Source organism: Candidatus Polarisedimenticolia bacterium, assembly GCA_035764505.1.
In the GTDB taxonomy this organism is placed as follows: Bacteria; Acidobacteriota; Polarisedimenticolia; order Gp22-AA2; family AA152; genus AA152.
The window spans coordinates 1-23,695 of the sequence record DASTZC010000270.1 but is presented as its reverse complement, the minus strand read 5'-3'; the positions used below and the strand labels follow the sequence as shown (position 1 = coordinate 23,695).

Genomic DNA, 23,695 nt, shown 5'->3' with positions numbered 1-23,695 from the left:
CCTTTGACGCGTCCAGGGGGAGATCGAGCTCGACGATCGGGGTCTGCGGGGAACGGGCACGCAGCGTCTTGCGGATGCCATCGGCCGCCTGGTTGTAGGGGCCCAGGTTGCGGCTCTTGACCAGGACCACCGAGCCGGCAGAGGCGGTCCGCGCCGGAGGCGCCGTCAAACAGACCAGAACGCCCAGCATCGCGAGTGCCCGACGTATCCGAAGAGGCATTCTCAAGCCATCCGTCTGCCGTTAAGTCACCGCCGTAAATATATTTATAAATGCGGTTTCAGCAACACAATACTAAGCGAAGTATTTTCTTCATGTTGCCTCATTAATCTGCCGTTGTCATGGCGCAATGATTGCACTGATCGTCCAACTATTTGAATTAAGGCGTCTCGTTCGAATATGCGTGAATAAACTTGACTGATATCTGCTTGTGACTATTTATATGGTTGTCCTTTCGTTCGGAGAACTGTTGATCGAAGGGTCCGTAACCAGGGGGAATGCAAGATGAAGTCTCGAACCGGACGGCTCGCTCAGGCATTCATCGGGACGATCCTGGCCGCCACGATGCTGTCAACTCCGTCCTGGAGCCAGGCAAATATCACCGCTTCCATCGAGGGCTATGTTCTCGACGACGCCGGCAACTTCGTTCCGGGAGCGAGCGTCGTCCTGCTCAGCGCCCCGACCAACACTCGTCGCGAGCAGATCAGCAGCAGCGAAGGGCGCTTCGCCTTTACGGCCCTGCCGGTGGGGACCTTCACTCTGAAAGTGAACCTGATCGGCTACCCCCCTTATGAGATGCAGGAAATCCGGCTGAACCCGGGCGAGAGCCGGGCAATCGACGTCGTCCTCAAGGCGGGGATGCAGGAAAAGGTGGTGGTGGTCGCCGAGCGGGGCCTGCTGGAGACCGAGGTGACCTCGGACCGCAACATCCTGGACGCCAACTACATCAACAACGTCCCGCTCACGGCCCGCCGGTATCAGCAGATCTTGACGCTGTTTCCCGGCGTGAGCAATGACGAGGGATTCAGCCTGGCGCAGTATCACATCCGGGGAAGCCGCGTCACGCAGAACGGCTTCCGTCTCGACGGCGCCACCATCAACGACCCGGTCACCGGAACCTTCGGCCTGAACATCAACCAGAATTCCATCGAGCGCTTCGAACTGGAGCGCGGCGGGTTCCAGGCGGAATACGGCGAGCAGTCGGGCGGCATCGCGAACATCGTGACGAAATCGGGAACCAACGAGTTCCAGCTGTTCTATTCCGGCTTCTACCGTGATTCGAGCTTCTCGAGCCAGCTCAAGGATTTCGACCAGGTCATCGCCTCGGGAGACTCCGACGGCATCTCCACCAACAACAACAATCCGCGGCCGGAGACGCAGCAGTGGCAGGAGATCGCCGCGGGCGGACCGATCGTGAAGGACCGCCTCTGGTACTTCACCTCCTTCCAGTACTGGCAGGAAGATGTCGGGTCGATCTTCAACGACGGCCTCAGCAAGGGAGACCGCTACAACTTCCAGTTCAAGACGACCTGGCAGGTGTCGCCGGACAACACGATGGTCTTCAACCTGGCCACCGACCCGGCGCGCTTCGCCGACGTCATCACCGACGCGCGTTTCGCGCCGGGTACCAACTTCGACCAGACCCAGGGCGGCTTCTTCTTCCAGGCTCGCGACACGCACATCTTCAGCCCCGCGGCCTTCCTGGAGAGCCAGCTGCTCATGCACCACCAATACCTCACCGCCCGCCCGGTCGATCCGGGACTGGGCGCCTTCACCATCGCCCTGTCCGACGGAGACGCTTCCGACGGCATCGGCACGAGCAATTCGGCGCAGGCCTTCTCGGGCGCGTATCCGAACGATCAGGACCGCTCCACGCTCAGGACCCGCCTCAGCGAGGCGGTGACCCTCAAGGCGGGAACGGCCCACACCGTGAAGGCGGGTCTCGACTATTCGTTCGTCGATTTCACCGGGGCCAACCGGACCCAGCCGACCTTCCTCGATATCTCGGATTACGATCCCAACTTCGAGTCGGGAGGCTCCTATTTCGGGTACCACGAGTTCCTGAAGTACGACTACCTCGAGCCGGAGAAGACCAACCAGAAAGGGCGTGAAGCCTCCCTCTACGGCCAGGACACCTGGACGCCGAACGCGCACTGGACGACCGATGCCGGGATCCGCCTGGACTACCAGTCGATCATCGGGGACAAGAACCTCTCCCCGCGTCTGGGCGTGGCCTTCGATCCGCAGGGCAAGGGCAAGACGAAGCTGTACGGCAACTGGGGGAGGTACTACGACAACATCTTCTCCGACTTCGTAGATTTCGCACGCGCCGACGGCTACCAGACGACGCTGGTCATCACCGACGACGTGAACAACCCGGGCTCGTACTACGAGTCGGCGCCCTTCTACGTCTACGACTACGTGGTGGATGGACCGCTGCACGCGCCGCGCCGCGACTCGATGACGGTGGGCTTCGAGCAGGCCATCGGATGGGACACGGCGATCGGGCTTTCCTACACCCAGTGGAAGGGCCAGAACCAGCTGCGCACGACCATCACGACCGACCTCAGCGGACTGGATGTCCAGCCGGGAGCAACCGGTGCCGTCGTCTTCGATTCGAAGGGGAGCTCACGCTACCACGGCGCCGAGCTGGTCGTGCGCAAGGCATTCAGCCATCGCTTCGAAATGCTCGCCTCGTATACCCGATCGAAGGTCGAGGGGGATACGGCGACCGATTTCGGCTTCGAGAAGCGGCAGGACGCGCGCTCCCTCGATTACACCCGGCTGCGCTACGATCGTCCGAACGTGGTCAACTTCTCGGGCTACTGGAAGCTGCCGGCGCAGCTCGACATGACCGTCATCTACCGCTACATGTCGGGCTCCCTCTACAGTCCGACGATCTTCTCGCCCGGGACCGGCGTCGTCATCGATCCGGCCCAGGGCAAGAACTCGCAGCGCCAGCCCTCCATCCGCAGCCTGGATCTCTCCCTGAGCCGTAGCGTCCACGTCGGCCGGAGCCAGCTGCGCTTCACCGGCCAGGTGTTCAACGCCCTGAACGAGCTCAACGTCGTCTCGGTGGACACCTTCGGCGCTTCGGCGGGTCAGCCCGTCGAAGTCGATTACGGCCGGATCTTCCAGGTCGGCATGGAGTTCCACTACTAGGCAGAGGTCGTTCCCTCAGGGGCACCGTTGCAGGCGGCGGCTGGAAACCAGCCGCGCCTGAACGGCCGGCAGGTGTACAGGCCGCTGCTGGAAAACGGCCGCGCCTGAACGGCCGTCAGGTGTACACGCCGCTGCTGGAAACCGGCCGCGCCTGAACGGCCGGCAGGTGCGCAGGAAACCCCTCCGGCGAACCTGGGGCCCGCCCTCGTGTCATTCCTCCCGGAACACTTCGCACCCCTTGCCGACACTCACTTTCGTCCTGGACATCGATTGAAGCGCGAAGCTGCGGAAGATCAGCGGGCGGGCGAGACGCTCAGAGGGAGTTCGCGTGGGAGGGCAAGACCGCGGCTATTCGATCATCCAGTCGGTGGGGCTGCTGGCGCAGCCGGCGGCTTTTTTCGGGATCCTCCCCGCTTCATGGGCCAGCCGCCCTGCCTCCACCGCGAGGCGCATCGCCCTCGCCATGCGCACCGGATCGGAGGCCGATGCGATGCCGGTGTTCATCAGGACGCCGTCGCAGCCCAGCTCCATCGCGATGGAAGCATCCGAGGCGGTCCCCACTCCGGCGTCGACGATGACCGGAAGATCGAGGATCTCCTCGAGCAGGAGTCTTAGGTTTGTGCGATTCTGGATTCCAAGCCCCGAACCGATCGGCGCCCCCAGCGGCATGATGGCCGCGGCCCCCGCATCGCGCAGCTTCCTGGCCGTCACCAGATCGTCCGAAGTGTAGGGCAGGACAGTGAACCCTTCCTTGACAAGGATCCTTGTCGCTTCCAGCAGCCCCTCGACGTCGGGGAAGAGAGTGCGCTGATCCCCGATGACTTCCAGCTTCACCATGGAAGAGAGACCCGCCTCCGCCGCCAGCCGGGCGGTGCGCACCGCTTCGCCCGCCGTCGTGCAGCCGGCGGTGTTCGGAAGCAGCGTGTAGCGGGCCGGATCGATGAAGTCGAGCAGCGAGCCCTTCCCCCTCGCCCCCAGATCGACGCGCCGGACGGCGACGGTCACGAGCTCGGTGCCCGAAGCTTCCAGCGCCTGCTGCATGATCGTCTCGGAGGGATACTTGCCGGTCCCGAGGATCAGGCGGGAGGAGAAGCGTCGATCTCCCAGCTGCAAGGGGCCCTTGCCTCTCATCGGCTGCTGCGGCGCCGGCGCGCTCATCCCCCCCCCATGAAGCGGACCATCTCGAGGAGGTCGCCTTCATGCAGCACCGTCTCGGCGTGCTTCGCGCGGGGCACCACTTCGCGGTTCCGCTCGACCGCGATCCGCCCGGGAGGGAGCTGCAGGAGCTCGATCAGCGTCGCGAGGGTGGCCCCCTCGGCGATTTCCCGCTCCTCTCCGTTGACCACGATCTTCATGGCTTCGACGGCTCCTCGACCATCCACTTCAACTCCACCACCTCGTCCCCAAGCCGAGCGCGAACGACCAGGGCCGCGCTGCCGGCCTCGATCGGCGGCAGGTCGATCGTGCCGCGGAACACTCCCGCGCGGTCGGAGTTGCCTTCCAGGAGGATGCGCGGCTTCTCGACCGGGGAGAGCAGCCGCAGCTCGAGGCGGACCCCGGCCACCGGCAGGGAGGTGATTTCCCCTTTCGCCCGCAACACCACCTGCGTCCGTCGGCCCGACTCGAACCGGGAGGGCTCCTCGAGGGTGACCTGCAGGTTCTCCGTGGCCAGGTCGCGCGCGAGGTAGTCGAGCACGACCTGCTCGAATCCGCGCTCCGAGATGATCCCTTCCCCGAAAGCCTTCATCCCTCCGGGGTCGTGACGGCCCTGCCGGACATCGAGCACCATCCTGCGATGCTGGGCTTCGAGCCTCTCGGACAGCTCGACCGCGGGCGCCCCGCGGGCGGCGAGATCGGCGTAAGAGGTGCGGCGCGACGCCAGGATCTCGCCTCCGAGATAGACGAGGGATTCGATGACGGGATTGCCCGTCCCCTTGTCCTCGGTCTGGATGTGATAGATGCGACCTTCGTGCTCGACGTCGGTATTGAAGCCGGTGATCAAGGCAGCGCCCTCCGGGAGCGCGCGGCAAGCCGCAGGAGTTGCGATCAGCGCAGATTGTACTCCCGAATCTTCCGGTGCAAGGTCCGGACGCCGATCGCGAGCATCCGGGCGGCGCGCGTCCGGTTCCCTTCCGTCCTCGCCAGCGTCTTGCTGATCAGCTCGCGCTCCATCTCCTTCAGGGTCATCCCGGCCTCGACCCGCGGCATGAGCTCCTCGGCGCCGCGCTCGCCCTTCACCACGGCGGGGAGATCGGCCGCCTCGATGCGGTCGCCCGGCAGCATGACGACCAGGCTTTCCAGGAGGTTCTTCAGCTCGCGCACGTTTCCCGGCCAGGCGTAGTGGCTCAGCAGGAACAGGGCCTCGGGAGAGATTTCCTTCGGCGGGACCGAGTTGGCGCGGGCCATCGAATCCAGGAAGGTGCGCACCAGCTCGGGCAGATCCGCCGAGCGCTGGCGCAGCGGCGGGACCTGCAGCGTGATGACCTGAAGCCGGAAATAGAGGTCTTCGCGGAATTGCCCCTGGCGGATGCGCTGCTGCAAGGCGGCGTTGGTCGCCGCCAGGACGCGCACGTCGATGCGGATGTTGCGGGTGCCTCCCACGCGCATGAACTCGCGCTCTTCCAGGACGCGCAGCAGCTTGACCTGGGTCGGAAGGTCCATCTCGCCGACCTCGTCCAGGAAGATCGTCCCTCCCTCGGCCATCTCGAACTTTCCCCGCACCCGCTCGACCGCCCCCGTGAAAGCCCCCCGCTCGTGACCGAACAGCTCGCTCTCGATGAGGCTCGCGGGAATGGCGGAGCAGTTGATGGCCAGGAAAGGCCGGTGCCGGCGCGGGCTGTTGTAGTGGATCGCCTTGGCCACCAGCTCCTTCCCCACGCCGCTCTCGCCCAGGATCAGGATGGTGCTGTTGGCCGCCGCGACCTGCGTGATCCGCTGCACCACCCCCTTCATGGCGGGCGAGTTCTGCACGATGCTCGACAGCGAATAGCGCTCCGAGAGCGCCGACTGGAGGTGCGCCAGCCGATCAGCGAGGTCCTTGCGCTCCAGGATCCTGCCGACGCGGCGGCGCAGCTCGAAGGGATCGACCGGCTTCGAGAGGCAGTCCTCGGCGCCTCCCTTGAGGGCGCGCACCGCATGGACCATCTTCCCCGGCTCGACTAGGGCGAGAATCGGAATCGCCGGGGCGGCTTCGCGCAGCCGTGCGAACAGAGGGCGAGGCCCCAGCCCGGCCACGCCCAGGGCGACCACCGCGAGATCGTAGTCACGTCGTGCCAGAAGCCTCAGGGCGCGCTTCAAGGTGACGACGGCCGAGACGCGGAATCCATCCTGTCCGAGAGACCGCAGCGCCTCGGCGCCCGTGGTCTCGTCGGGGTCGAGGACCAGAATGCGCAGGGAATGCTTGTTCATTCGCTGAGGATTATGCCAGCCCCTGCCCCGGGGTCGCAAGACCAACTGCGCAATTGTGGCAGGCTTTTTCGGCATACATGGTGGGTCAAAACGGCCCATATCGATCGTGCCGAGGTTTCGTCCCATAGGTGATGATGGACCGCCACTGGATCGGTTAATTCCGTCCTGTCAACGACTTGAGAATCAAGCTCCGGCACTTCCCAAACCTTCCCCGGCGACTGGAGTTGCCTGGCCTCGCCCTTGCAGGCATATCCTGCAACCCGACTGTCCTGAGGAGGAGAGATGAAGAAAGGGATTGCGAAAGGCTCCAAGCCGGCGCCCCTCATCGTGGAATTTGCCTACGACAACACCAGCTACCAGATCGACACGCAGCGCCGCAAGGTCTATCGCAAGTGGATCGAAGTGGAAAGCGCCCGGACCTACCTCATCATGAGCGCCTGGTCCGCTCTCAACACCAAGAAGGCCATCTAGCTTTTCGAGATTTGCAGCATCCTGAACAGGATGCCGTAGAAGTGTTTTCGGCGCGGCGAACGTGTCCCGTGCCGATCCGTCCCGCTCTAAGCCGCCCCGCTCCCCTCGCCGAACACCAGTTCGGCACCCGCTTCCGAGAGGAACTTGGGCTCCGCCTTCATGACCTTGTTCCGTCCCGAGCGCTTGGCGCCGTAGAGTGCCTCGTCCGCCGCTCCCACCAGCTGTGATTGTGTCCTGCCGTCTCCGGGAAAAGTCGCGACACCACCGCTGAGCGTGACCGCGGCGATCGGATCGCCGGCTTCGTCGTGAAAGACGTGTTTGGCCAGCGCCTGCCGCACTTTTTCAGCGGCCAGCCAGGCACCCTCCTTGGGCGTCTCCGGCAGGATGACCAGGAATTCCTCTCCTCCCCAGCGCGCCGCGATGTCCCCCTCGCGCACCGTCTTCCGGACCACTTCGGCCGTTTCCTTGAGGACCAGGTCTCCCGTCAGGTGGCCGTGTGTATCGTTGAGCTTCTTGAAGTGGTCCAGATCGAAGATGAACAGTGACACCGGCTTTGTCTCGACCTCCGCCTTGTGAATCTCCTCGCCCAGCAGCTCCTGCAGGTAGCGCTTGGTGATCAGGCCGGTGAGACCGTCGGAATTCGCCTTCCTCCGCTGTCCTTCCATGAGCCGCCGGTTCATCAGCGACATGGCCCCCAGATCGGCAATCATGGAGAGCAGCCGCTTCTCGAATTTCGGATGGCGCGTGATTCCGCCCACCGAGATCACCCCCTGGAGGCTCTGGTTGTTCTCCAGCATCGGGGCGCACAGGTCTACCTTGAATCGAAAGTGTCCTGGGGCGTCGAGATTGGCGCCGCCGGTGCGCATCTCACGCACGAAGTCCTCCTGGTCCATGGTCGTCCGGCTCTGGGCGACCCAGCCGATCTTCCCCTCTCCGAAGGGAATCTCACGCGGCACGAGCGCATCTTTCGAGCTGCTCTTGGATTCCTTGAGGATCAAGCGGTCCGTGAGAACGGGATCGGTGATAAAAATCAGGATCTGGCTGGGGAGGAAAATCTTGTCGATGATGCCCAGCAGACGCCTGGGCAGGAGCGAGATGTCCATGTTGCCGTCCAGCTCGCGCGTGAAATCGGTGAGCAGCTGGAAGAACTCGGAAAAGGTCTGGTTCTCGAGCTCCAGCCGTGCCTTGATCTTCTGTGATTCGCGGAAAGTCTCCAGGTCCACGAAGGCGGTGGACTCCTGGGAAGGGCCACGCGTCCGGGAGGCTTCGCCGCGTCCCATGCGGGCCAGGAAGTAGCCGAGGACGAAGGACAACAGGGCAATGCCACCCAGCGGCCAGAGCGTGACTTCCCGGAGAATCGAAGGTGCCTCATTCATCGAAAAACCTTCCCTCGGGGTGTCTCGGCCCATGCACGCACCACACGGGCGAAAAAAGGAACCTCTCGAAGGGCAGCAAGAACGAGGCCACGGTGCCGGTTCGGGGGGCTTTCCCTCACACGGCCGGCGCCCGCACACATCCTGTTGCATCCCCTAGGGTTCACTCACCTCCGGTTCCGTCTTTGGCGCGGACGGGGTGCACCCCTGGGGATTCCGCCTGGCGGTCGGGCACAAGGCGGCCAAGTTTTGACACCCTCCGGGTGACGGTTTTTGACGCGCTTCTTCGTTGACCCTTGTCGAGGGAATCGGCTATAAAATGAATGATTCCAGAGTATCAGCGATTCGCAGGAGACGCCGCATGCCGTTGCCGGATACCACCCTAGAGAACGCCAGGGCCGCTCTGATCGAGGTCGGCAGAAAAGCCCGGGCCTTCGTCTCGATGCCGGTGGTGGAAGGCGTGACTCCCCGCATCCTCCTAGATCCCGCCCGCTCCGCGGCGCAGGAAGCCGCCGAAGGGCTGCCCCGCCGCCACGGCACCTTCCGCCTGGACGAGATCGGGCTGCCTCTGCTGGATCACGTGGTGCTCTACGGCGATGCCTGCTTCGAGGGAATCCTCATCAAGCACGGACGCGTCTTCCTGCTGCGGGAGCACCTGGACCGTCTCTGGCGGTCGGCCGCGGAACTCGGCATCGCGGTTCCCTACTCGCGCGAGGCGCTGGCGCTGCATCTGCTGGAGACGATCCGCCAGGTGCCGTTCGAGCCTCAGGACAATTCCTACATCAGGCTGGTGGTGAGCCGCGGACCCGGAGATCTCGGGATAAACCCCAAGAAGTGCATCGGCTCCTCCCTCTTTGCCCTGGTTTCCACGATCAGGCTCTATCCGCGGGAGGCCTACGAGCGCGGAATCACGCTGGGAATCGCCCGCGTGATCCGCCGGCCGGGAGCGAACATCCTCGACCCGCGTATCAAGAGCAACAACTACCTGAACAACGTCCTGGCTCTCAGGGAAGGCTGCAATGGCGACGAGCATGTCGAGTGCATCATGCTCAACGAGGCGGGCTTCGTGGCGGAGGCCACCGTCGACAACATTTTCGTGGTCCTCAAGGAAAAGGGGTGGGAAAAAGACCCCGCCCGAGTGCGGGTGGTTACTCCGGCGGAAGCTTACTGCCTGAACGGGATCACCCGAATGACCATCCTGCGACTGGCCCGCGAGATGGGCTTCACGACCGAGGAGTCGCCCATCCTCCTGCCGCTCGATCTGGTCGGAGAGAATCGTGAGGTCTTCATGACCGGGACCGGCGCTTTCGTCATGCCGATCGTTGGAGTCGGCGGCCACCGCGTCGGGGACGGCAAGCCCGGCAAAGTCACCCGGGACCTCCTGGCCCGGATCACCGAGACGATGGCGGAGCCGGGCTTCGGCCTCGAAGTCGGAGCGGACGCCGCCGAGGTCCGGCGCTATCTGACTGCGTGAGTCGCCTGCGGCGGAACCACGCTCCGTGCTTTTCCCCCCTGCTTCTAATCCTCTTTCTGGCCCCTGCGAATCCGGTTTTCTCGTCCCCGCGCGAGCTGCGCGATGATGTCGGCCGGCGCGTCCGCCTGGACGGTACTGTCCGGCGCATCGTATCGCTCGCGCCGAGCGTGACGGAGACGCTGTTCGCTTTGGGATCGGGAGAGCGGGTGGTAGGCGTCACCGACTTGTGCGACGATCCGCCGGCTGCCCGCTCACTGCCCAAGGTGGGAGGGATGGTCAATCCCGACTGGGAAGCGATCGTCAGGCTCCGGCCCGACCTCCTGATTGCCAGCACCTCGGGCAACGACGCGGCCACGGTCTCCCGGGCCGAGAAGCTGGGACTCGCACTCTACTTTACCGACGCTCCCGATCTGGATCATCTCCTGGCGTCGGTCAGGCGGCTCGGCTCCACGCTGGGAATCGCCGAGCGGGGCGCGGCGCTGAGCGCCTCCCTGGAGTCGAGACTGAAGAAGCTGGAAACCGCGACGCACAGACAGGCCAGGCCGCGGGTCTTGTTCCTGGTCTGGGTGGATCCTCCTGTCGTGCCGGGTTCGAAGACCTTCCTGGACGACGCGCTGCGGCGGGCGGGTCTCGAATCGGTGACCGCCGATGCTCCCGCGGGATGGCCCACGTTCGACCTGGAGGCGATCCTGCTGCGGCGGCCGGACTGGATTCTGGCAGCGAGACACAATGCTGCGGCGCTTGCCTCACTGAAAGACAAGCCCGGATGGAAGGAGCTGGAGGCGGTGAAGCGTGGGCGTATCCTCTCCGTCAGCGAGACGATCGAGCGACCCTCGCCGCACGTCGTGGACGCGATGGAGGAGCTGCACCGGGAGATGGCCAGCGCGGCCGTGACAGGAGGACCACCCAGGTGATCGGAACATCAACAAATCGGGCCAGGCAGGATGACACTTGCCGGGCATCAATAATCGGGCCGCGCAGGTGACCCCGCGCGGCCCTTTGGGGGGATTGCCCGCCGACCTTCCCATCCGTCATCAAGGGCGGCGGGGCAGGGGCTTTCGCCCCCCTCCACGCTCGAAGTATTCGACCAACGCGGACGCGGATCAATGCTTGAGATCCCCTGCCGCTTCATCCATGCAGCACCCGGAGGGCGGAGCTTCCCCATCGGAAGCGGCCGCGTGAGCACCCATGTCGGTCACGAATCCCCCTGAGCCCGCCATCCCCTCCTCGAGCTTCCGCGCGTTCTCTCTGAGCGCCGAAACGCTCGCCGCTCTCGATGCCATGGGGTACCAGGGACCCACCGAGGTCCAGGCGCGCGCTCTGCCGATCGCCTTGTCGGGCCGCGATCTGATCGTCCAGTCCCGAACTGGCACGGGCAAGACGGCGGCCTTCGGGATCCGTATCGCCGAAGCGGCCGACCCCTCCGATCTTTCGGTGCAGGCCCTCGTCCTGACTCCAGCCCGCGAGCTCACCTTGCAGGTGCACAAGGAGCTGGCACGCATCGGCGAGGGCCGGGCGGTGAAGTGCGTGCCAGTCTACGGCGGGCGCCCCATCGAGCGGCAGATTGAGGAGCTGCGGCGCGGCGCCCAGAGCGTCGTGGGTACCCCCGGGAGGATCCTGGACCACCTGCGCCGCGGCACGCTGCACTTCGAGCGGCTGCGGATCCTGGTGCTGGACGAGGCCGATCTGATGCTGGATATGGGGTTCGAGAAGGAGATGCGCCAGATCCTCGATCACCTCCCCTCCGATCGCCAGACGCTGCTCTTCTCCGCCACCATTCCCCGCGCCATCGAGGCGATCGCGCAGCGCTATCTGAAAAACCCGGAAAAGCTCCTCCTCAGCGAGGACTTCGTCTACGTGAAGGAAGTGGCGCACGAGTACTACATCACCAACCGCATGCAGAAAGAGAGGAATCTCTACAATCTGCTGGAGCGGGAGGATCCCGCCTCCTCCATGATCTTCTGCAACACCCGGGAGGAGACCCGCCAGGTGGCCAACTACCTGGCGCGCAAGGGACTCCCGGTGGCGATGCTGTCGAGCGATCTCAGCCAGGCGCGCCGTGAGAAGGTCATGGGCCGCTTCCGCCGCGGCGAGCTGAGGCATCTCGTCGCGACCGACGTGGCGGCCCGGGGCATCGATATCGAAGGTCTTTCCCACGTCTTCATCTTCTCGGCCCCCAGCTCGCCCGATCAATACGTGCACCGGGCCGGACGGACCGGGCGCATCGGCCGATCCGGAAAGGCGATCTCATTGGTGGCCGCGCAGGACCTGGTCAACTTCAACAAGCTCGTCCGGGTCAACAGCCTGGAAGCGATCGAGCGCGACCTCCCCACCGAGCCGGAAGTGGCTGCCAGGAAATCGGAGCACCTGCTCTCGCGGCTGCGGGAGTCCGCCCTCGCGACCGCCCCCGAGGAGCTCATGGAGCTGGAGCCGGTGGCGCGTCACATCGCAGGCGAGGCGGACCGCGATACCCTGCTGGCCATGCTGCTGCAGGAGCATTTCAGCCGACCGCCGATCGATCTCGACACACTGCCCGAGGAAACGGCGGTGGAACCGCCACGATCGTCGGCTCAGGAAGAGGGTTCGGGGGAGGCGCACAAGAGGCGCCGCAGGCGGAGGCGCCGCCGCTGAGCGCGGCGGCTCAGTGGACGGAGCTCACTCTCTCGTTGGGGTCATCCCGATCCAGCAGCGCCCGCCGTCCCGCGAAGCCGTCGGGAATGCGGTGCCAGTGACCGACCCGGGTCTCACCCGATTTCCAGCACAGGAAAACGATCTCGTTGCCGAGCAGGCAGGGAAAATCGACGAGGCCGGCCTCCGGGCCGTTCACGATGCAGCCGTGCTGCTGGATGGCCTGAATCGTCCCGTTGATTTCCTGCAGGAGGCGGGGCGCCACGCCCCGAGTCTCGAGATGCTGCGCGAACGCCTTGTCGCCGGACGGCAGCCCCGACTCGCGGGCCGCGGTTTCAATCTCCTCGCGAATCCCCGCGAAGGCCAGGAGCATCTGATCCACCAGCGGACGAATCTTCTCGATGACGTCCTGGGCTTCCTTGACGGTAAAGAGCTTCGTCTCGCGAGACTCTGAGGTCATGCCGGTTCCTCCGCACTGCGAGTCTAAGCGAGAGAGCGGCCCCATTCAACCCGCCCCGGTCATCGTGGCGCGCACTTCCGGCCCGGCAAAGGCGGCCTGCGCTTCCCTGGCGGCGTCCTTCGGCCTTACCACCGCCGCCGTCACGGCCGCCTGGACGCGCCACCTGCCACCGGCGGAGATCCTGCGCGCCTCTCCCGCGATCTTCTTGGTCCTCGCGGCCTTCCTGGCGCTCACCTCGAGCCGGGTGCGGGCGTCGCTCTCAGAGTGGATCGGATCTTCTCGGTGGCGAGCCATCCTCTCGGCCCAGGCCATCATCCTGCCTTATCTTTGCTATGCGACTGCTCTCCACCGATTTGCGGCCACGGATTTTCTTGCCCTGCTCGCTTACGTCAATTTCCCGCTTCTCGTTCTCCTGTGGGAGCGGGGGCACGGGCCTTCCTTCTGGCTCGATGCCCTCGCCCTTCTGGCAATCTGGCTGCCCTTGGAGCTGAGCTGGCTGCCTGCCCTCTGGAGCTGGCCGCCCGGCCAGCCGGGGCGCTACCTGCACGGCTTTCTCGGCGCGCTCGTCGCTCTGGTCGGCTTCGAGCTGATCCGCGGCCTGCACGGCATCGGCTTCACGCTGCACTGCCGGGCGCACGACGTTCGAATCGCCGCCGCGGCCTCCGCCGCCTTCCTGCCGACTGGCCTCCTGTTGGGAATGCTCATCGGGTTCCTGGGACGCTTCGAGTGGCCATCTTCTCTTCCTGCGGCGGCGCTGCGTATTACCGGGATATTCCTGGTCACCGCCCTTCCGGAAGAGCTCCTCTTTCGGGGACTCTTGCAGAACCTGCTGCGCACCTGGACCGGCCGGCCCTGGCTCTCGCTGGTGCTCGCGTCGCTCTGCTTCGGGGCGGCCCACGCCAACGTCGGCGCCGTTCCCGATTGGCGACTGCCGGTCTTGGCCACCCTCGCGGGGCTCGCCTACGGTTGGGCCTACGAGACGGGAAGGACGCTGATGGCACCCGCGCTCACTCACACCCTTGTCAATGCGGTCTGGCTGCTGTTGTTCAGGCGCTGAGGGGGGGTTGCCCGGTCCCGATGGCCGGGTATAATCGCCCATCGCCCGGAAAACGGATGCGGAGACGATGAACCGCCGAGTCATCATCAATGCCGACGAGATGGGGATTGACGAGCCGAGGAGCCGCGGCATCCTCGAGGCGTACGATAAAGGCGTCGTTACCAGCGCGTCGGTCCTCGCCAACAGCCCGCACCTCGAGCTTCTCGCCTCGCTGATCAAAGAGAAGCCAGGGCTGGGCGTCGGCGTCCACCTCAATCTCACCGAAGGCTCGCCCATTCTCTCGCACCCGCGCACTCTCGCGGATCGCCAGGGCCGCTTCTTCGAGAAGGTCGAAGCGCGCCGCCGGCTCATGGAAGGCAGGCTCGACGCGGAGGAGATCCGCTCGGAATTCGACCTGCAGGTCCGCCGCGTCCGGGACAACGGCATCGAGCCGACCCACCTCGATTCCCTGCACCATATTCATCTCTATCCGGGCGTGATGGCGGCGGTCTGCTGGGTGGCGCGGCGGCACGGGATCGACAAGGTCCGCCTCCCCCGCGAACCGGTCCCGGCCCCCGGATCGGTGCCTCCGCAAGTCTACTGGGAGCTGGTCCGTACCCAGGGGCTGGTGGGGCGCTCTGCGGAGATCCTGTTCGGGGAGAAGCTGCGAACCTCCGACCATTTCCGCGGGATTGGCTTTTCCGGCGGGATGCACTTCGACCGGTTCCTGGATGTCCTGGCCAAACTTCCGGAAGGAACCACCGAGATCATGGTGCGCCCGGGCCACAAGGACGCGGGCCACCGCGGCTTCGTCTCCGAGGATCGGGAGCGCGAGCTGCGCGTTCTCACCGATCCCCAGATCCGCTCCGCCATCTCCCAATACGGCATCGAGCTGATCAGCTACAAGGACCTCTAAGCGTCAGGTAGGATCCGACTCGTCGTCGGTGAAGATCTGCCACCAGTGCCGGTTCTCGTGCTCCTGGCAGCGCTCCACCGGCTCGGTCCCCTCGATGAAGATCTCCTCGACCTTCTCGGGGCACTTCCAGGTCGCGACCTGACCGGTCTGTGGATCGACCGTCTCCCTCAGAATTCCGTCGGGGACCGGGAACTCCTCGCTGGATACTTTTCCCGAGCCCATCATCAAGTCGACCCAGATCGGCAGCGCGGCCTGCGCGCCGGTCAGCCCCAGGATGCGGTTGTCGTCGTAGCCCACCCAGACCAGCGCGAGCGTCGTCGGGGTGTAGCCGACGAACCAGGCGTCGCGTAGATCGTCTGTGGTGCCGGTCTTCCCCGCCGCGACTCCGGTGAACCCGAGCTCCGCCGCCGAAGCCGCAGTCCCCTCTCGGAGCACCCCCTCGAGCAAATTGGTCAGCAGGTAGGTGGCCTGCGGCGAAATCACCCGAGTGGGCGCCTGATTCTCGGATTCCACCGTCCTGCCCTTGCGGTCGGTCAGCGCCAGCACGGCACGCAGCGGCGTGCGCACCCCTCCCGAGGCGAGGGTAACATAGGCCGTCGCCATCTCCAGCGGCGTGACCTCGGCCGTTCCCAGCGCCAGGGAAGGAACCTTGGGGAGCGGGCTGGCGATGCCGCAGCGCCGCGCCGCCGTGATGACATGATCCAGGCCTACTGTCTCGGCCGCCCGGATGGTCGCCACGTTGATCGATTGCTCCAGCGCGCGGCGGACGGGGATCGTCCCGTGGAACTCATGATCGTAGTTCTGCGGAGTGTAGCGCTTCCCTCCCGACATCAGCTCCAGCGGAGAATCGTCCAGCGGCGTGGCGACGGTGAACGAAAAACCGGGGTCGTACTGGGCCCGATCGAATCCCGCCAGGTAGACGAACGGCTTGAACAAGGAGCCCGGCTGACGATGCGCCTGGTAGGTGCGGTTGAACTGGCTGACGCGGTAATCGCGCCCGCCCACCAGCGCCAGGATCGATCCATCGGACACGCGCAGGACGACCACCGCGCCCTGGAGCAGCCCCCGCGGGTTCTTGCGCAGCACCGGATAGCTCTTCTCGAGACGGTCCAGCCCGGAGCCCAGGGCGGCTTCCGCCTCCTCCTGGAGATCGGGATCCACGGTGCTGAAGATGCGCAACCCCGCGCCGGCGGGAGGCGCATCCGGAAAGGCGCGGCGCACCTCCTCCTCCAGAAAGTCGACCAGGTAGGGCGCGCGGTAATTGAGAGGCCTTTGCTGCGTCACGCCTAATCCGGTCCCGCGGGCGGCCCGAAAGGCCGGATCCTCCAGGTCGCCGGTCTCGACCATCGACTTGAGAACGCGGTTGCGCCGCGACAGCGCGGCGGCCGGGTTGCGGTATGGATTGTAGAGGCCGGGGCTGCTGATCATCCCCGCCAGCAGCGCCGACTCGCTGACGGTGAGCTCGGCCGGGTTCTTGCGGAAGTAGAAGCGTGCCGCTTCCCCCATGCCGCTGATGGCGACCGGGCCGCGCTGGCCCATGTAGACCTCGTTGAGGTAGGCCTCCAGGATCTGGTCCTTCGTATAACGCGCCTCCAGCATCACCGCCGCGGCGGTCTCGAGGATTTTCCGCACTAGGTCGCGCTTGCGGTTGGCGTAGAGGTTCTTGGCCAGCTGCTGGGTGATGGTGCTGCCTCCCTGCATGGCCCTGCGGTGGGCCAGGTCGACGTACGCGGCCCTCGCGATTCCGCGAACATCCACTCCCGGATGCCGGTAGAAGCTGCGGTCCTCGACCGAAATCACGGCGCGCCTCAGCTCCGGCGGGAAGCTCTTGAGCGGGGTCCAGGTGCGCTCCTCCTGAACCTCCTGGTAAAAGGTGGCGATCAGCTCGGGCTCCAGCCGCACCTTCTCCAGATGCCTGCCGCTGTCCATGCTGGTAATCCGCCGGATCCGGTTGCCGCGCAGCTGAATCCGCACGCGGTCACCGGCGAACTTCTCGTCCGGGTAGTCGAACGGCCGCAAGGCAATGCGGATTTCCCGCCCGACGATGAGGTATTCCCCGGGCTTGGCGGGACCGGCGTTCACCTTGCGGTAGCCGAGTCGGCCGAGACGGGTCAGCAGGCCGTAGGTCGAGATCTCGTGCCCTTCGGCGAGGGTCAGGCTGCTGGAGTAGAGCCGCGAGGGAAAGTCTTCCTGGCGCGCTTCGAAGCGGCGCGTGACATCCAGATAGACGAGGACCAGGGTGGCGAGAACCACCGCCAGGAAGGAGAGCAGGAGACGCCGGAGGATCCGGCGGCCGCCGGACGAAGTCCTGCGCGCCCGCCTCGGGCTCCCTCCGCCGTCGGGCTTCTCGCTCACCGCGAGCGCTCCCGGACGTCAAGCGCAGGCCGGCCGGCGCGGTCTCGGCGCGCGAATCCCGGACAGATCCTCCCGCCAGGCGGGTCGCATTCCCCCGCCGCGTGTCGATTTCGTAAAACGCTTGCCAACCTGCTGGGGGATTTCATATTAGCTCCCGGATGGCTCTATCCCTTCGATGCCGCGATGGAGGTTCTCTCATGAAGATACCCCGCATGGTGCTGCTGAACGCCGCGCTGCTGACCCTCGGGCTTGCCATAGCGGCGGCCTCTCCGCAGCCGGGCAAGCCGGTCGCGGCGGCCTCCGCGCCGAGGTTCCACAAGATCACGGTGGTCGCCGTGGAAGGGAAAATCACTCCCGACGTGATTCGCGTCCGGCGCGGCGATCTGGTACGCCTGACCTTTCTTCCCCGGGACGGAACGTACGGCGTGAGCATCCCGGTGCTCAAGCTCAAGGGAAAAGCCACCCCCGATCGGCCCGTCACCTTCGAGTTCGCGGCCAGCTCCGAAGGGGAATACGAGATGCGCTGCACCAAGACGTGGAGCGTCAAGCACTGGTCCGAGAACGGCAAGATCGTGGTGGAGTAGGCTCACTTTTTCTTCTTTGCCTCCTTGACCGCGGCCTTCACCATCTCCGCGACCTCCACCACGCGGCCGGCGATCACGACGCGGTCGACGCTGCGCAGGACGCGCAGGTCTTCCAGCGGATCGCCGCGCACCAGGAGAAGGTCGGCGCGCTTTCCCGGCTCGACGCTGCCGGAGAGATCCTCGATGCCCAGCAGCCGGGCGTTTCCGGAGGTGGCGATCCGAAGCGTCTCCATGGGCGGGATTCCCGACTCAGCCAGCAGCTCGATCTCCGTATGCAGATTGCCGTGAAAGGTCAGCCCGTTCCCCGCATCGGTCCCCGCGCCGATCGTCACCCCTGCCTGGTATAGCCGCAGCACTTCTTCCTGGAAAAGCTTCATCCGCTTCTTGCCCGCCTCGGCGATCGCCTGCCGCCTGGAATTAATCGAGAAGTCCTTAAGGTTGGCCGCGAGGGTATTCCGCTGCATCGGTGTGAGCCGGATCAGCAGCGACGGATCCTCGGTAAGGTATCCGAGCGTCGGCCCGTAATCATCCCCGGCTTCTACCGACAGGGTCGGCACGATCGTGATCTTTCCGGCCAGGATCTCGGGGAGCAGTCCGGAGCTGGTGTAGGACACGTCGGGCAATCCCAGCGGATCGAAGGTCCCCGGCATATGCTCCAGGCTGTCGACTCCGGCATCGACCGCGGCCTTGAGATCGTCGGCGGTCGCTCCCGCGACGTGCGCCGCCACTTTCAGGCCCTTGAGGTGCGCCTCCTCGACGATGGCTTTGGCGACGCCGGCATCCATCGGCGGGATGTGGGCATTGCCGAGCTGCCGGCTGGTCACGGCAATCTTCACGACTCCCGCGCCCTCCTGCACCAGCTCATCGACGCGATCGCGCGCCTGGTCGAGGGAAGCCACCGGCACCGAATAGGGAAATCCATAGCCTTCCGGTGCGGAAAGGATGGGCCCGGAGTAAATCAGGCGAGCCCCTTCCCTGGGATCCTGGCGGACCCGCTCGGTCAAGCTCTTCCCCATCGCGACCGGCATGTGCAGGTCCCGGACCTGGGTCACCCCTCCGAGGAGCTCGGACTGCAGGTTTTGCTCGAACAGGTCCAGGCCGTGCGCCTGGCGCCTCAGGAAGGTGTAGCCGATGACGCCGCTGATTCCGAGGTGGACGTGGGCGTCGATGAGCCCCGGGAGAATGGTCCGATCCCCGGCGCGCAGCACGGCCGCGTTGCGAGGCTTCTTGAAGCTGTGAGCGGGGCCAACCTGAAGGATGCGGTCCCCTTCCACCAGAACCCAGGCGTGCCTCAGCGGGGGGGCCCCGGTGCCATCTATCAGGGTCCCTCCCTTGATGAGGAGCGGCCCTGGTGCGGCGGGCGGATTCGAAGCCAGTGAGGGAAGGGAGACAAGTAGAAGACTCGCGAGCCCCGCCAGGCAGAAGAAGGCTGCTCGGAGCCGCAACCGGATGACGGGACGGCGCGGCAGGCCAGGAGGCATCAACGCGCGTTGTAGGAGGCCGTAACAACGGTGTGAATGCCGCCCCGCACGAGAAAATCGCCGGTCACCTGCATGTTCTTCGGCCGGCACGCCTGGACGAGATCGTCCAGGATTTGGTTCGTGACCGCTTCGTGGAAGGCCCCTTCATTGCGATAGGACCAGAGATAGAGCTTGAGCGATTTCAGCTCGACACAAAGCTCCCCGGGGGTATAGCGGATTCGGATGGTTGCGAAATCGGGCTGGCCGGTCCGGGGGCACAAGCAGGTGAACTCAGGGCATTCGAAGCTTATCTCGTAGTCCCTGCCGGTACGCGGATTGGGAAAGACTTCGAGCGAGCGGGAAGGCTGACTGGTCAAGGATGGCTCCCTGTGGCGGCCAGCATTATACGGTTCTCCGGACATGGTTCTCCAGCAGATTCAGCACCTTGGCAATAGGCCGTTGGTCCCGCCGCTTCGCAGCTTCAATCGCGCGCTTCCCTCCTTTCGCTCGCCCCCATACTCGAATGCTATGGCAAGACAACATTATAAACATTGTAATATCAATAGTTTAAATATATTGATATTTTTGCATCATATCATTTGACAATGACTCACTCATACTTTATATTTGTCACCGCCAATGGGGCAAACCTCAAGGAGGAAGAAGATGGCTCTCGTGAGATTCCAGCCTTTCGCAGACGACTTCCAGGCTCTCCAGGAAAGAATCAATCGGATCTTCAAGGACACGGCCTCCTCCCGCGAGGGAGATGAAGCGATGGGTGCCTGGGCCCCTTCCTGCGATATATACGAGGAAGGAGACAACATCATCGTGAAGGCCGAGCTTCCGGGGGTGGAGAAGAGCGACATCGACGTGCAGGTCGAGAATAATGTCCTCAGCCTCCGCGGCGAGCGCAAGCGCGACAAGGAAGTGAAATCGGAGAACCTCTACCGCACCGAGAGATTCTACGGTTCCTTCAGCCGCTACTTCACACTTCCAGTCACGGTGGACACCGAGAAGATCCAGGCCGAGTACAAGGACGGCGTCCTTCGGGTCACGCTGCCGAAGGTAGAGGCGGCCAAGCCTCGCCGGATCAAGGTCCTCACGAACTGAGCGGACGGAATTTCAAGATCAGCCCCGCGGCGTCGCCCGCGGGGCTTTTTTTTCAGGCCGACTCGGGCTGCGGGTGGATTGCCCGCGAATCGTTCAGGCGCAGGATGGCCGGCAGCGCCGCAATCGCCACCGCCGCGCTGAGCAGGAACAGGACCTGCGCTCCGAGCGGGTCATAGAGCCTTCCGGCCGCAATCAGCCCCAGCGTTCCGCCCAGACCATAGGTCAACCCGATGTACAGGCTCTGGGCGCTCGCCTGGAGATGGGCCGGGAAGAGCCGCCGCGCCATTTGCACCGCCGTGATGTGGAACACGCCGTAGGTCAGGGCATGCAGCCCCTGCGACAGCGCCACCACGACGAGATCGGTGGTGATTCCCAGAACGAGCCAGCGCAACGCGGCTGCCGCGAATGCCAGCAGCATCAAGCGCCGCCCTCCGGCTCGCTGCAGCCACCGATCGGCGAAATACATCGCCGGGATCTCGCTGAACTGCGGGAGCGCCAGCATGACCCCGATGGCTTTCTTGCTGACTCCCGACTCGGAGAGATGGATGCCGAAAAAGCCGATGTAGGCCGAATGGCTGACCTCCATCAGGGTGCAGGCAAGAAGAAAAAGCAGGACGTCGCTGCGGCGCAGCTGGTCCCAGACGCCGCGCGCCGCGTGCCGTGCGGCCGGCGCGCTTCCCGCGGGAAGCGCCAGCGCGCTGGCCAGCTGGAGGGAGCTGGCCGCCACGAAGGCGATGACGAAGGTCCGCATCGATGTCAAATCGAGCAGCGCCCCCAGCACCAGCGTCGCCAGCATGTACCCGACCGAGCCCCAGGCGCGGACCCGCCCGTAGGCGAACCCTCCCCGCGCGGCCTCCTCCAGGGTGAGCGTCTCGCTCAGCGCCAGGATGGGAGCATGGAAGAAGGAATAGGCCAGCAGGGCGAAGGCGACCGGCAGGAACGTCTCGGCCTTGAAGAGCGCGGAGAAGGCCGCGATGCTCAGCGCCGTGGTGAGCAGGATGAAGCTGCGCCGGTGACCCGAGCGATCGGCGAGGGCTCCCCAGACAGGCGGGAAGAGAATCTTGCTGAGCGGGGTCAGCGCCGCCAGCAGGCCGACCTGCAGCGAGGTGAACCCGAGTCCGCGCGAGTAGATCCCAAGATAAGGGACGTAGATGCCGGCGGCGGCGAACAGCGCGAAGTAATAAAGTCCCAGCAGGAAAGGGACCCGCGCCTTCACCTCAGGCGGTCTCGAGCCTGTCGGCGCCCGCGTAGACCTGCATCGAACCTTCCCTTAGAAAGCCGACCAGCAGCATTCCCGCTTCGCGGGCCAGATCAATCGCCAGGCTCGAAGCTCCCGATATCCCGGCAAGGGCGGGAACTCCCGCCATCCACGCCTTCTGGGTGAGCTCGAAAGACACTCGTCCGCTCACCAGCAACAGTCGGCCTTCGAGCGGCAGGCGATCTTCCAGGAAAGCGGAGCCGATGATCTTGTCCACGGCGTTGTGCCGGCCGATGTCCTCCATGATCTCCGTGAGCTCGCCTTGCGGCGTGAACAGCGCCGCCGCGTGCAGCGCACCGGTTTCATGGAAGACCGCCTGCGCGGCGCGCAAACTTTGCGGCAGCCGCGCCAGGATCGCGGCCGCGAAACGCGAGGAATCCTTCAGGGGCGACACCACCTGCCGCACCGCTTCCAGACTGGCACGGCCGCAGATTCCGCAGGAGGAAGAAACATAGAACTGCCGCTGCCAGCCTTCGGCCGGCAGCGCGGCGCCGGCCGCCGACAGGACATCGACGACATTCTGCTCCCCAGACACCGCATCCGCCTCCGTGCAGTAGGCAATCGAGGCCAATTGCTCGGGGCGCCGCAGGATTCCTTCGGTGTGCAGAAAGCCGGCCGCCAGGAGGAAATCGTGGCCGGGTGTCCTCATGGTCACGGCCACGGGAGATCCGTTCAGCCGGATCTCGAGCGGCTCTTCGACCACCACCCGATCCTCCGCGGCGCAACTCTTCCCGGCTTCCCAGCGCAGCGAGTCGATTCGTCTCGTCGGTTGCAAGGCTGCCTCGAAACCCGTGGCCTTATCCGCCGCAGAGCATAGCATGCAGGGCCGGCGCGGCTGGCGCCGATTCAGCGACCCAGGATGGCGCTCCAGAAACTTCCGCTTCGATCGAAATGCAGGTAAGCGAGCGGGTGGGCGGCATCCAGCCGGCGAAGGTTTTCCAGGATCCGGCCGTCACGCTCGATTTGGTCGACCACGAAAGGGGCCGAGGCAAGGAGAATCGTCACGGCGCTGCCGGGCGGCACCGGCTCGCGGCGGTTGTCCGCGGATTTCAGGATCCGGAACATTCCCGCGATGGGAAACTCGCCCTGGATCTTCCTCCCGCCGGTGTAAGTTCCCCTGAAGGGCGTGCCGGCAATCATGAAGCGGTCGTCGTGGAAGCGCACCAGCGACAGATCGTCGCTGAGCACCTCGCCCTGGCGGGAGGTCGCGGCCAGCGTCGACTTCCCGCTTCCCGAGGCACCCATGAACAGGTACCCCTTCCCTTCAAGGACCAGGCTGGCGGCATGAAGCAGCGCGCCCCCCTCGCGCAGGGCGCGCCAGGCGGTGACGACCCGGAGGTAATTCTCCACGCACCAGGCCGATCTCTCGTACTCGGCGCGCGCCAGGGCGACGGCGCCGCGGCGCTCCTCGAACGCGGCCCATCCGGCGAATCCGAACGATTGCACCAGCAGGCAAGGCCCGTCCCAGGCCAGGGAGAGAGGGTGTCCCGTTCCAACGGGCGCTTCATCCGGCCGGACGAAGTGCTCTTTTTCGGCATCCAGGAGGACCACCTCGAAAGTCTCCTCCTGCCGTGTCGTAAGAAATCCGGCGTAGCGCTCCTTCAAAATCGCCGCCCGCTCTTTGTCCGCTCCTTCCAACCGAAAGGCGAGCCCGCCGATGTCGACCACGAGCGGCTCAGCCTGTCCCAGGGGCATCAGCGTCTTGAAAAAATCGAGGGGTGGAGGGGGGAAGCGATTCAGGTCCAAAGCGGCCGCTCCTGAAGCATCAAGGTCTCGTGACGATCGAATCGACCGGGACGGCCCGCACGATGTAGCGCCGCGGAGCCGGGCCGACGTAGTGGAACGGGTAGCAGGTCACCAGGGTCAGTACTTCCCGGTCGCCCCGGGAGAGGACCGAGGTCTCCGTCGGCCGGACGATCCGGGTCCATTCCACCCGGTACTCCCGGCTCGTTCCCCCGGCATCCATCTCGATCCGATCGCCCACCTCCAGGGCGGCGAGACG

Annotated in this window: 23 protein-coding genes; 9 read left to right on the top strand and 14 right to left on the bottom strand. The window is 65.1% G+C overall.

Translation table 11 applies throughout. The features are described 5' to 3' along the window. A partial coding sequence (locus tag VFW45_17565) for a hypothetical protein (protein HEU5182599.1) occupies positions 1-220 on the bottom strand: 220 nt, incomplete at its 3' end. A gap of 282 nt (positions 221-502) precedes the next feature. Between VFW45_17565 and VFW45_17560 the strand changes: the two genes are divergently transcribed. Continuing rightward, the gene (locus tag VFW45_17560) at positions 503-3,160 is read left to right on the top strand and encodes a TonB-dependent receptor (GenBank protein ID HEU5182598.1); all 2,658 of its coding nucleotides are present in this window, start codon (positions 503-505) and stop codon (positions 3,158-3,160) included. A gap of 348 nt (positions 3,161-3,508) precedes the next feature. On the opposite strand, the gene VFW45_17555 is transcribed toward VFW45_17560, so the two are convergent. Genes VFW45_17555 through VFW45_17540 form a run of 4 tightly spaced genes read right to left on the bottom strand, consistent with a single transcriptional unit; the run spans position 3,509 to position 6,568 of the window. Then, on the bottom strand, positions 3,509-4,291 hold the full coding sequence (locus tag VFW45_17555; protein HEU5182597.1) for a thiazole synthase: 783 nt from the start codon (positions 4,289-4,291) through the stop codon (positions 3,509-3,511). Positions 4,292-4,314: 23 nt separating this feature from the next. Further along, a complete protein-coding gene (gene thiS, locus VFW45_17550; GenBank protein HEU5182596.1) occupies positions 4,315-4,515 on the bottom strand; it encodes a sulfur carrier protein ThiS in 201 nt (66 codons plus the stop codon). Further along, positions 4,512-5,162, bottom strand: coding sequence for a hypothetical protein (locus VFW45_17545; protein ID HEU5182595.1), 651 nt, complete (start codon positions 5,160-5,162; stop codon positions 4,512-4,514). The genes thiS and VFW45_17545 overlap by 4 nt, the downstream gene beginning before the upstream one ends. A gap of 44 nt (positions 5,163-5,206) precedes the next feature. Beyond that, entirely contained in the window at positions 5,207-6,568 is a 1,362-nt protein-coding gene (locus VFW45_17540; GenBank protein HEU5182594.1) for a sigma-54 dependent transcriptional regulator, read from the bottom strand. A 282-nt stretch (positions 6,569-6,850) separates the two neighbouring features. Here VFW45_17540 and VFW45_17535 point away from each other — a divergent pair, with 282 nt between their 5' ends. After that, entirely contained in the window at positions 6,851-7,039 is a 189-nt protein-coding gene (locus VFW45_17535) for a hypothetical protein (protein HEU5182593.1), read from the top strand. 86 nt (positions 7,040-7,125) lie between these two features. On the opposite strand, the gene VFW45_17530 is transcribed toward VFW45_17535, so the two are convergent. Then, complete coding sequence (locus tag VFW45_17530; protein ID HEU5182592.1) at positions 7,126-8,415, bottom strand: sensor domain-containing diguanylate cyclase; 1,290 nt, start codon at positions 8,413-8,415, stop codon at positions 7,126-7,128. A 358-nt stretch (positions 8,416-8,773) separates the two neighbouring features. Here VFW45_17530 and VFW45_17525 point away from each other — a divergent pair, with 358 nt between their 5' ends. The 3 genes from VFW45_17525 (at position 8,774) to VFW45_17515 (ending at position 12,517) form a co-directional block, all read left to right on the top strand. Further along, on the top strand, positions 8,774-9,886 hold the full coding sequence (locus tag VFW45_17525) for an aminotransferase class IV (GenBank protein HEU5182591.1): 1,113 nt from the start codon (positions 8,774-8,776) through the stop codon (positions 9,884-9,886). Beyond that, positions 9,883-10,800 (top strand): cobalamin-binding protein, encoded by a 918-nt coding sequence (locus VFW45_17520; GenBank protein ID HEU5182590.1) that lies wholly within the window; start codon positions 9,883-9,885, stop codon positions 10,798-10,800. The genes VFW45_17525 and VFW45_17520 overlap by 4 nt, the downstream gene beginning before the upstream one ends. Before the next feature lie 274 nt (positions 10,801-11,074). Next, on the top strand, positions 11,075-12,517 hold the full coding sequence (locus VFW45_17515) for a DEAD/DEAH box helicase (GenBank protein ID HEU5182589.1): 1,443 nt from the start codon (positions 11,075-11,077) through the stop codon (positions 12,515-12,517). A 10-nt stretch (positions 12,518-12,527) separates the two neighbouring features. Here the strand turns inward: VFW45_17515 and VFW45_17510 are convergent, their stop codons facing one another. After that, the gene (locus VFW45_17510) at positions 12,528-12,974 is read right to left on the bottom strand and encodes a DUF2203 domain-containing protein (GenBank protein HEU5182588.1); all 447 of its coding nucleotides are present in this window, start codon (positions 12,972-12,974) and stop codon (positions 12,528-12,530) included. Here VFW45_17510 and VFW45_17505 point away from each other — a divergent pair. Both VFW45_17505 and VFW45_17500 read left to right on the top strand, forming a co-directional pair. Then, on the top strand, positions 12,973-14,031 hold the full coding sequence (locus tag VFW45_17505) for a type II CAAX endopeptidase family protein (protein HEU5182587.1): 1,059 nt from the start codon (positions 12,973-12,975) through the stop codon (positions 14,029-14,031). The two genes, VFW45_17510 and VFW45_17505, sit on opposite strands and share 2 nt — an antisense overlap. A 67-nt stretch (positions 14,032-14,098) precedes the next feature. Beyond that, a complete protein-coding gene (locus VFW45_17500) occupies positions 14,099-14,926 on the top strand; it encodes a ChbG/HpnK family deacetylase (GenBank protein HEU5182586.1) in 828 nt (275 codons plus the stop codon). 3 nt (positions 14,927-14,929) lie between these two features. On the opposite strand, the gene VFW45_17495 is transcribed toward VFW45_17500, so the two are convergent. Then, a complete protein-coding gene (locus tag VFW45_17495; GenBank protein ID HEU5182585.1) occupies positions 14,930-17,281 on the bottom strand; it encodes a PBP1A family penicillin-binding protein in 2,352 nt (783 codons plus the stop codon). A gap of 197 nt (positions 17,282-17,478) precedes the next feature. On the opposite strand from VFW45_17495, the gene VFW45_17490 reads away from it, so the two are divergent. Next, the gene (locus VFW45_17490) at positions 17,479-17,865 is read left to right on the top strand and encodes a cupredoxin domain-containing protein (GenBank protein ID HEU5182584.1); all 387 of its coding nucleotides are present in this window, start codon (positions 17,479-17,481) and stop codon (positions 17,863-17,865) included. Between the two features lie 2 nt (positions 17,866-17,867). Here VFW45_17490 and VFW45_17485 read toward each other — a convergent pair whose 3' ends face one another. Then, complete coding sequence (locus VFW45_17485; protein ID HEU5182583.1) at positions 17,868-19,346, bottom strand: amidohydrolase family protein; 1,479 nt, start codon at positions 19,344-19,346, stop codon at positions 17,868-17,870. Then, positions 19,346-19,702 carry a preQ(1) synthase gene (queF, locus tag VFW45_17480; GenBank protein HEU5182582.1) on the bottom strand — a complete coding sequence of 119 codons (357 nt, stop codon included), beginning with the start codon at positions 19,700-19,702 and terminating at the stop codon, positions 19,346-19,348. Before queF ends, VFW45_17485 begins: the two co-directional genes overlap by 1 nt. Positions 19,703-19,991: 289 nt before the next feature. Here queF and VFW45_17475 point away from each other — a divergent pair, with 289 nt between their 5' ends. Beyond that, positions 19,992-20,435, top strand: a complete 444-nt coding sequence (locus VFW45_17475) for an Hsp20/alpha crystallin family protein (protein HEU5182581.1) — start codon at positions 19,992-19,994, stop codon at positions 20,433-20,435. Between the two features lie 52 nt (positions 20,436-20,487). Here VFW45_17475 and VFW45_17470 read toward each other — a convergent pair whose 3' ends face one another. From VFW45_17470 to VFW45_17455, 4 genes are all read right to left on the bottom strand, one after another. Further along, on the bottom strand, positions 20,488-21,651 hold the full coding sequence (locus VFW45_17470; GenBank protein HEU5182580.1) for an MFS transporter: 1,164 nt from the start codon (positions 21,649-21,651) through the stop codon (positions 20,488-20,490). 1 nt (position 21,652) lies between these two features. Continuing rightward, positions 21,653-22,450 carry a formate dehydrogenase accessory sulfurtransferase FdhD gene (fdhD, locus tag VFW45_17465; protein HEU5182579.1) on the bottom strand — a complete coding sequence of 266 codons (798 nt, stop codon included), beginning with the start codon at positions 22,448-22,450 and terminating at the stop codon, positions 21,653-21,655. An 89-nt stretch (positions 22,451-22,539) separates the two neighbouring features. Continuing rightward, a complete protein-coding gene (locus VFW45_17460) occupies positions 22,540-23,439 on the bottom strand; it encodes a hypothetical protein (protein HEU5182578.1) in 900 nt (299 codons plus the stop codon). Positions 23,440-23,458: 19 nt separating this feature from the next. After that, on the bottom strand, positions 23,459-23,695 hold a 237-nt coding region (locus tag VFW45_17455; protein ID HEU5182577.1), incomplete at its 5' end, for a sortase.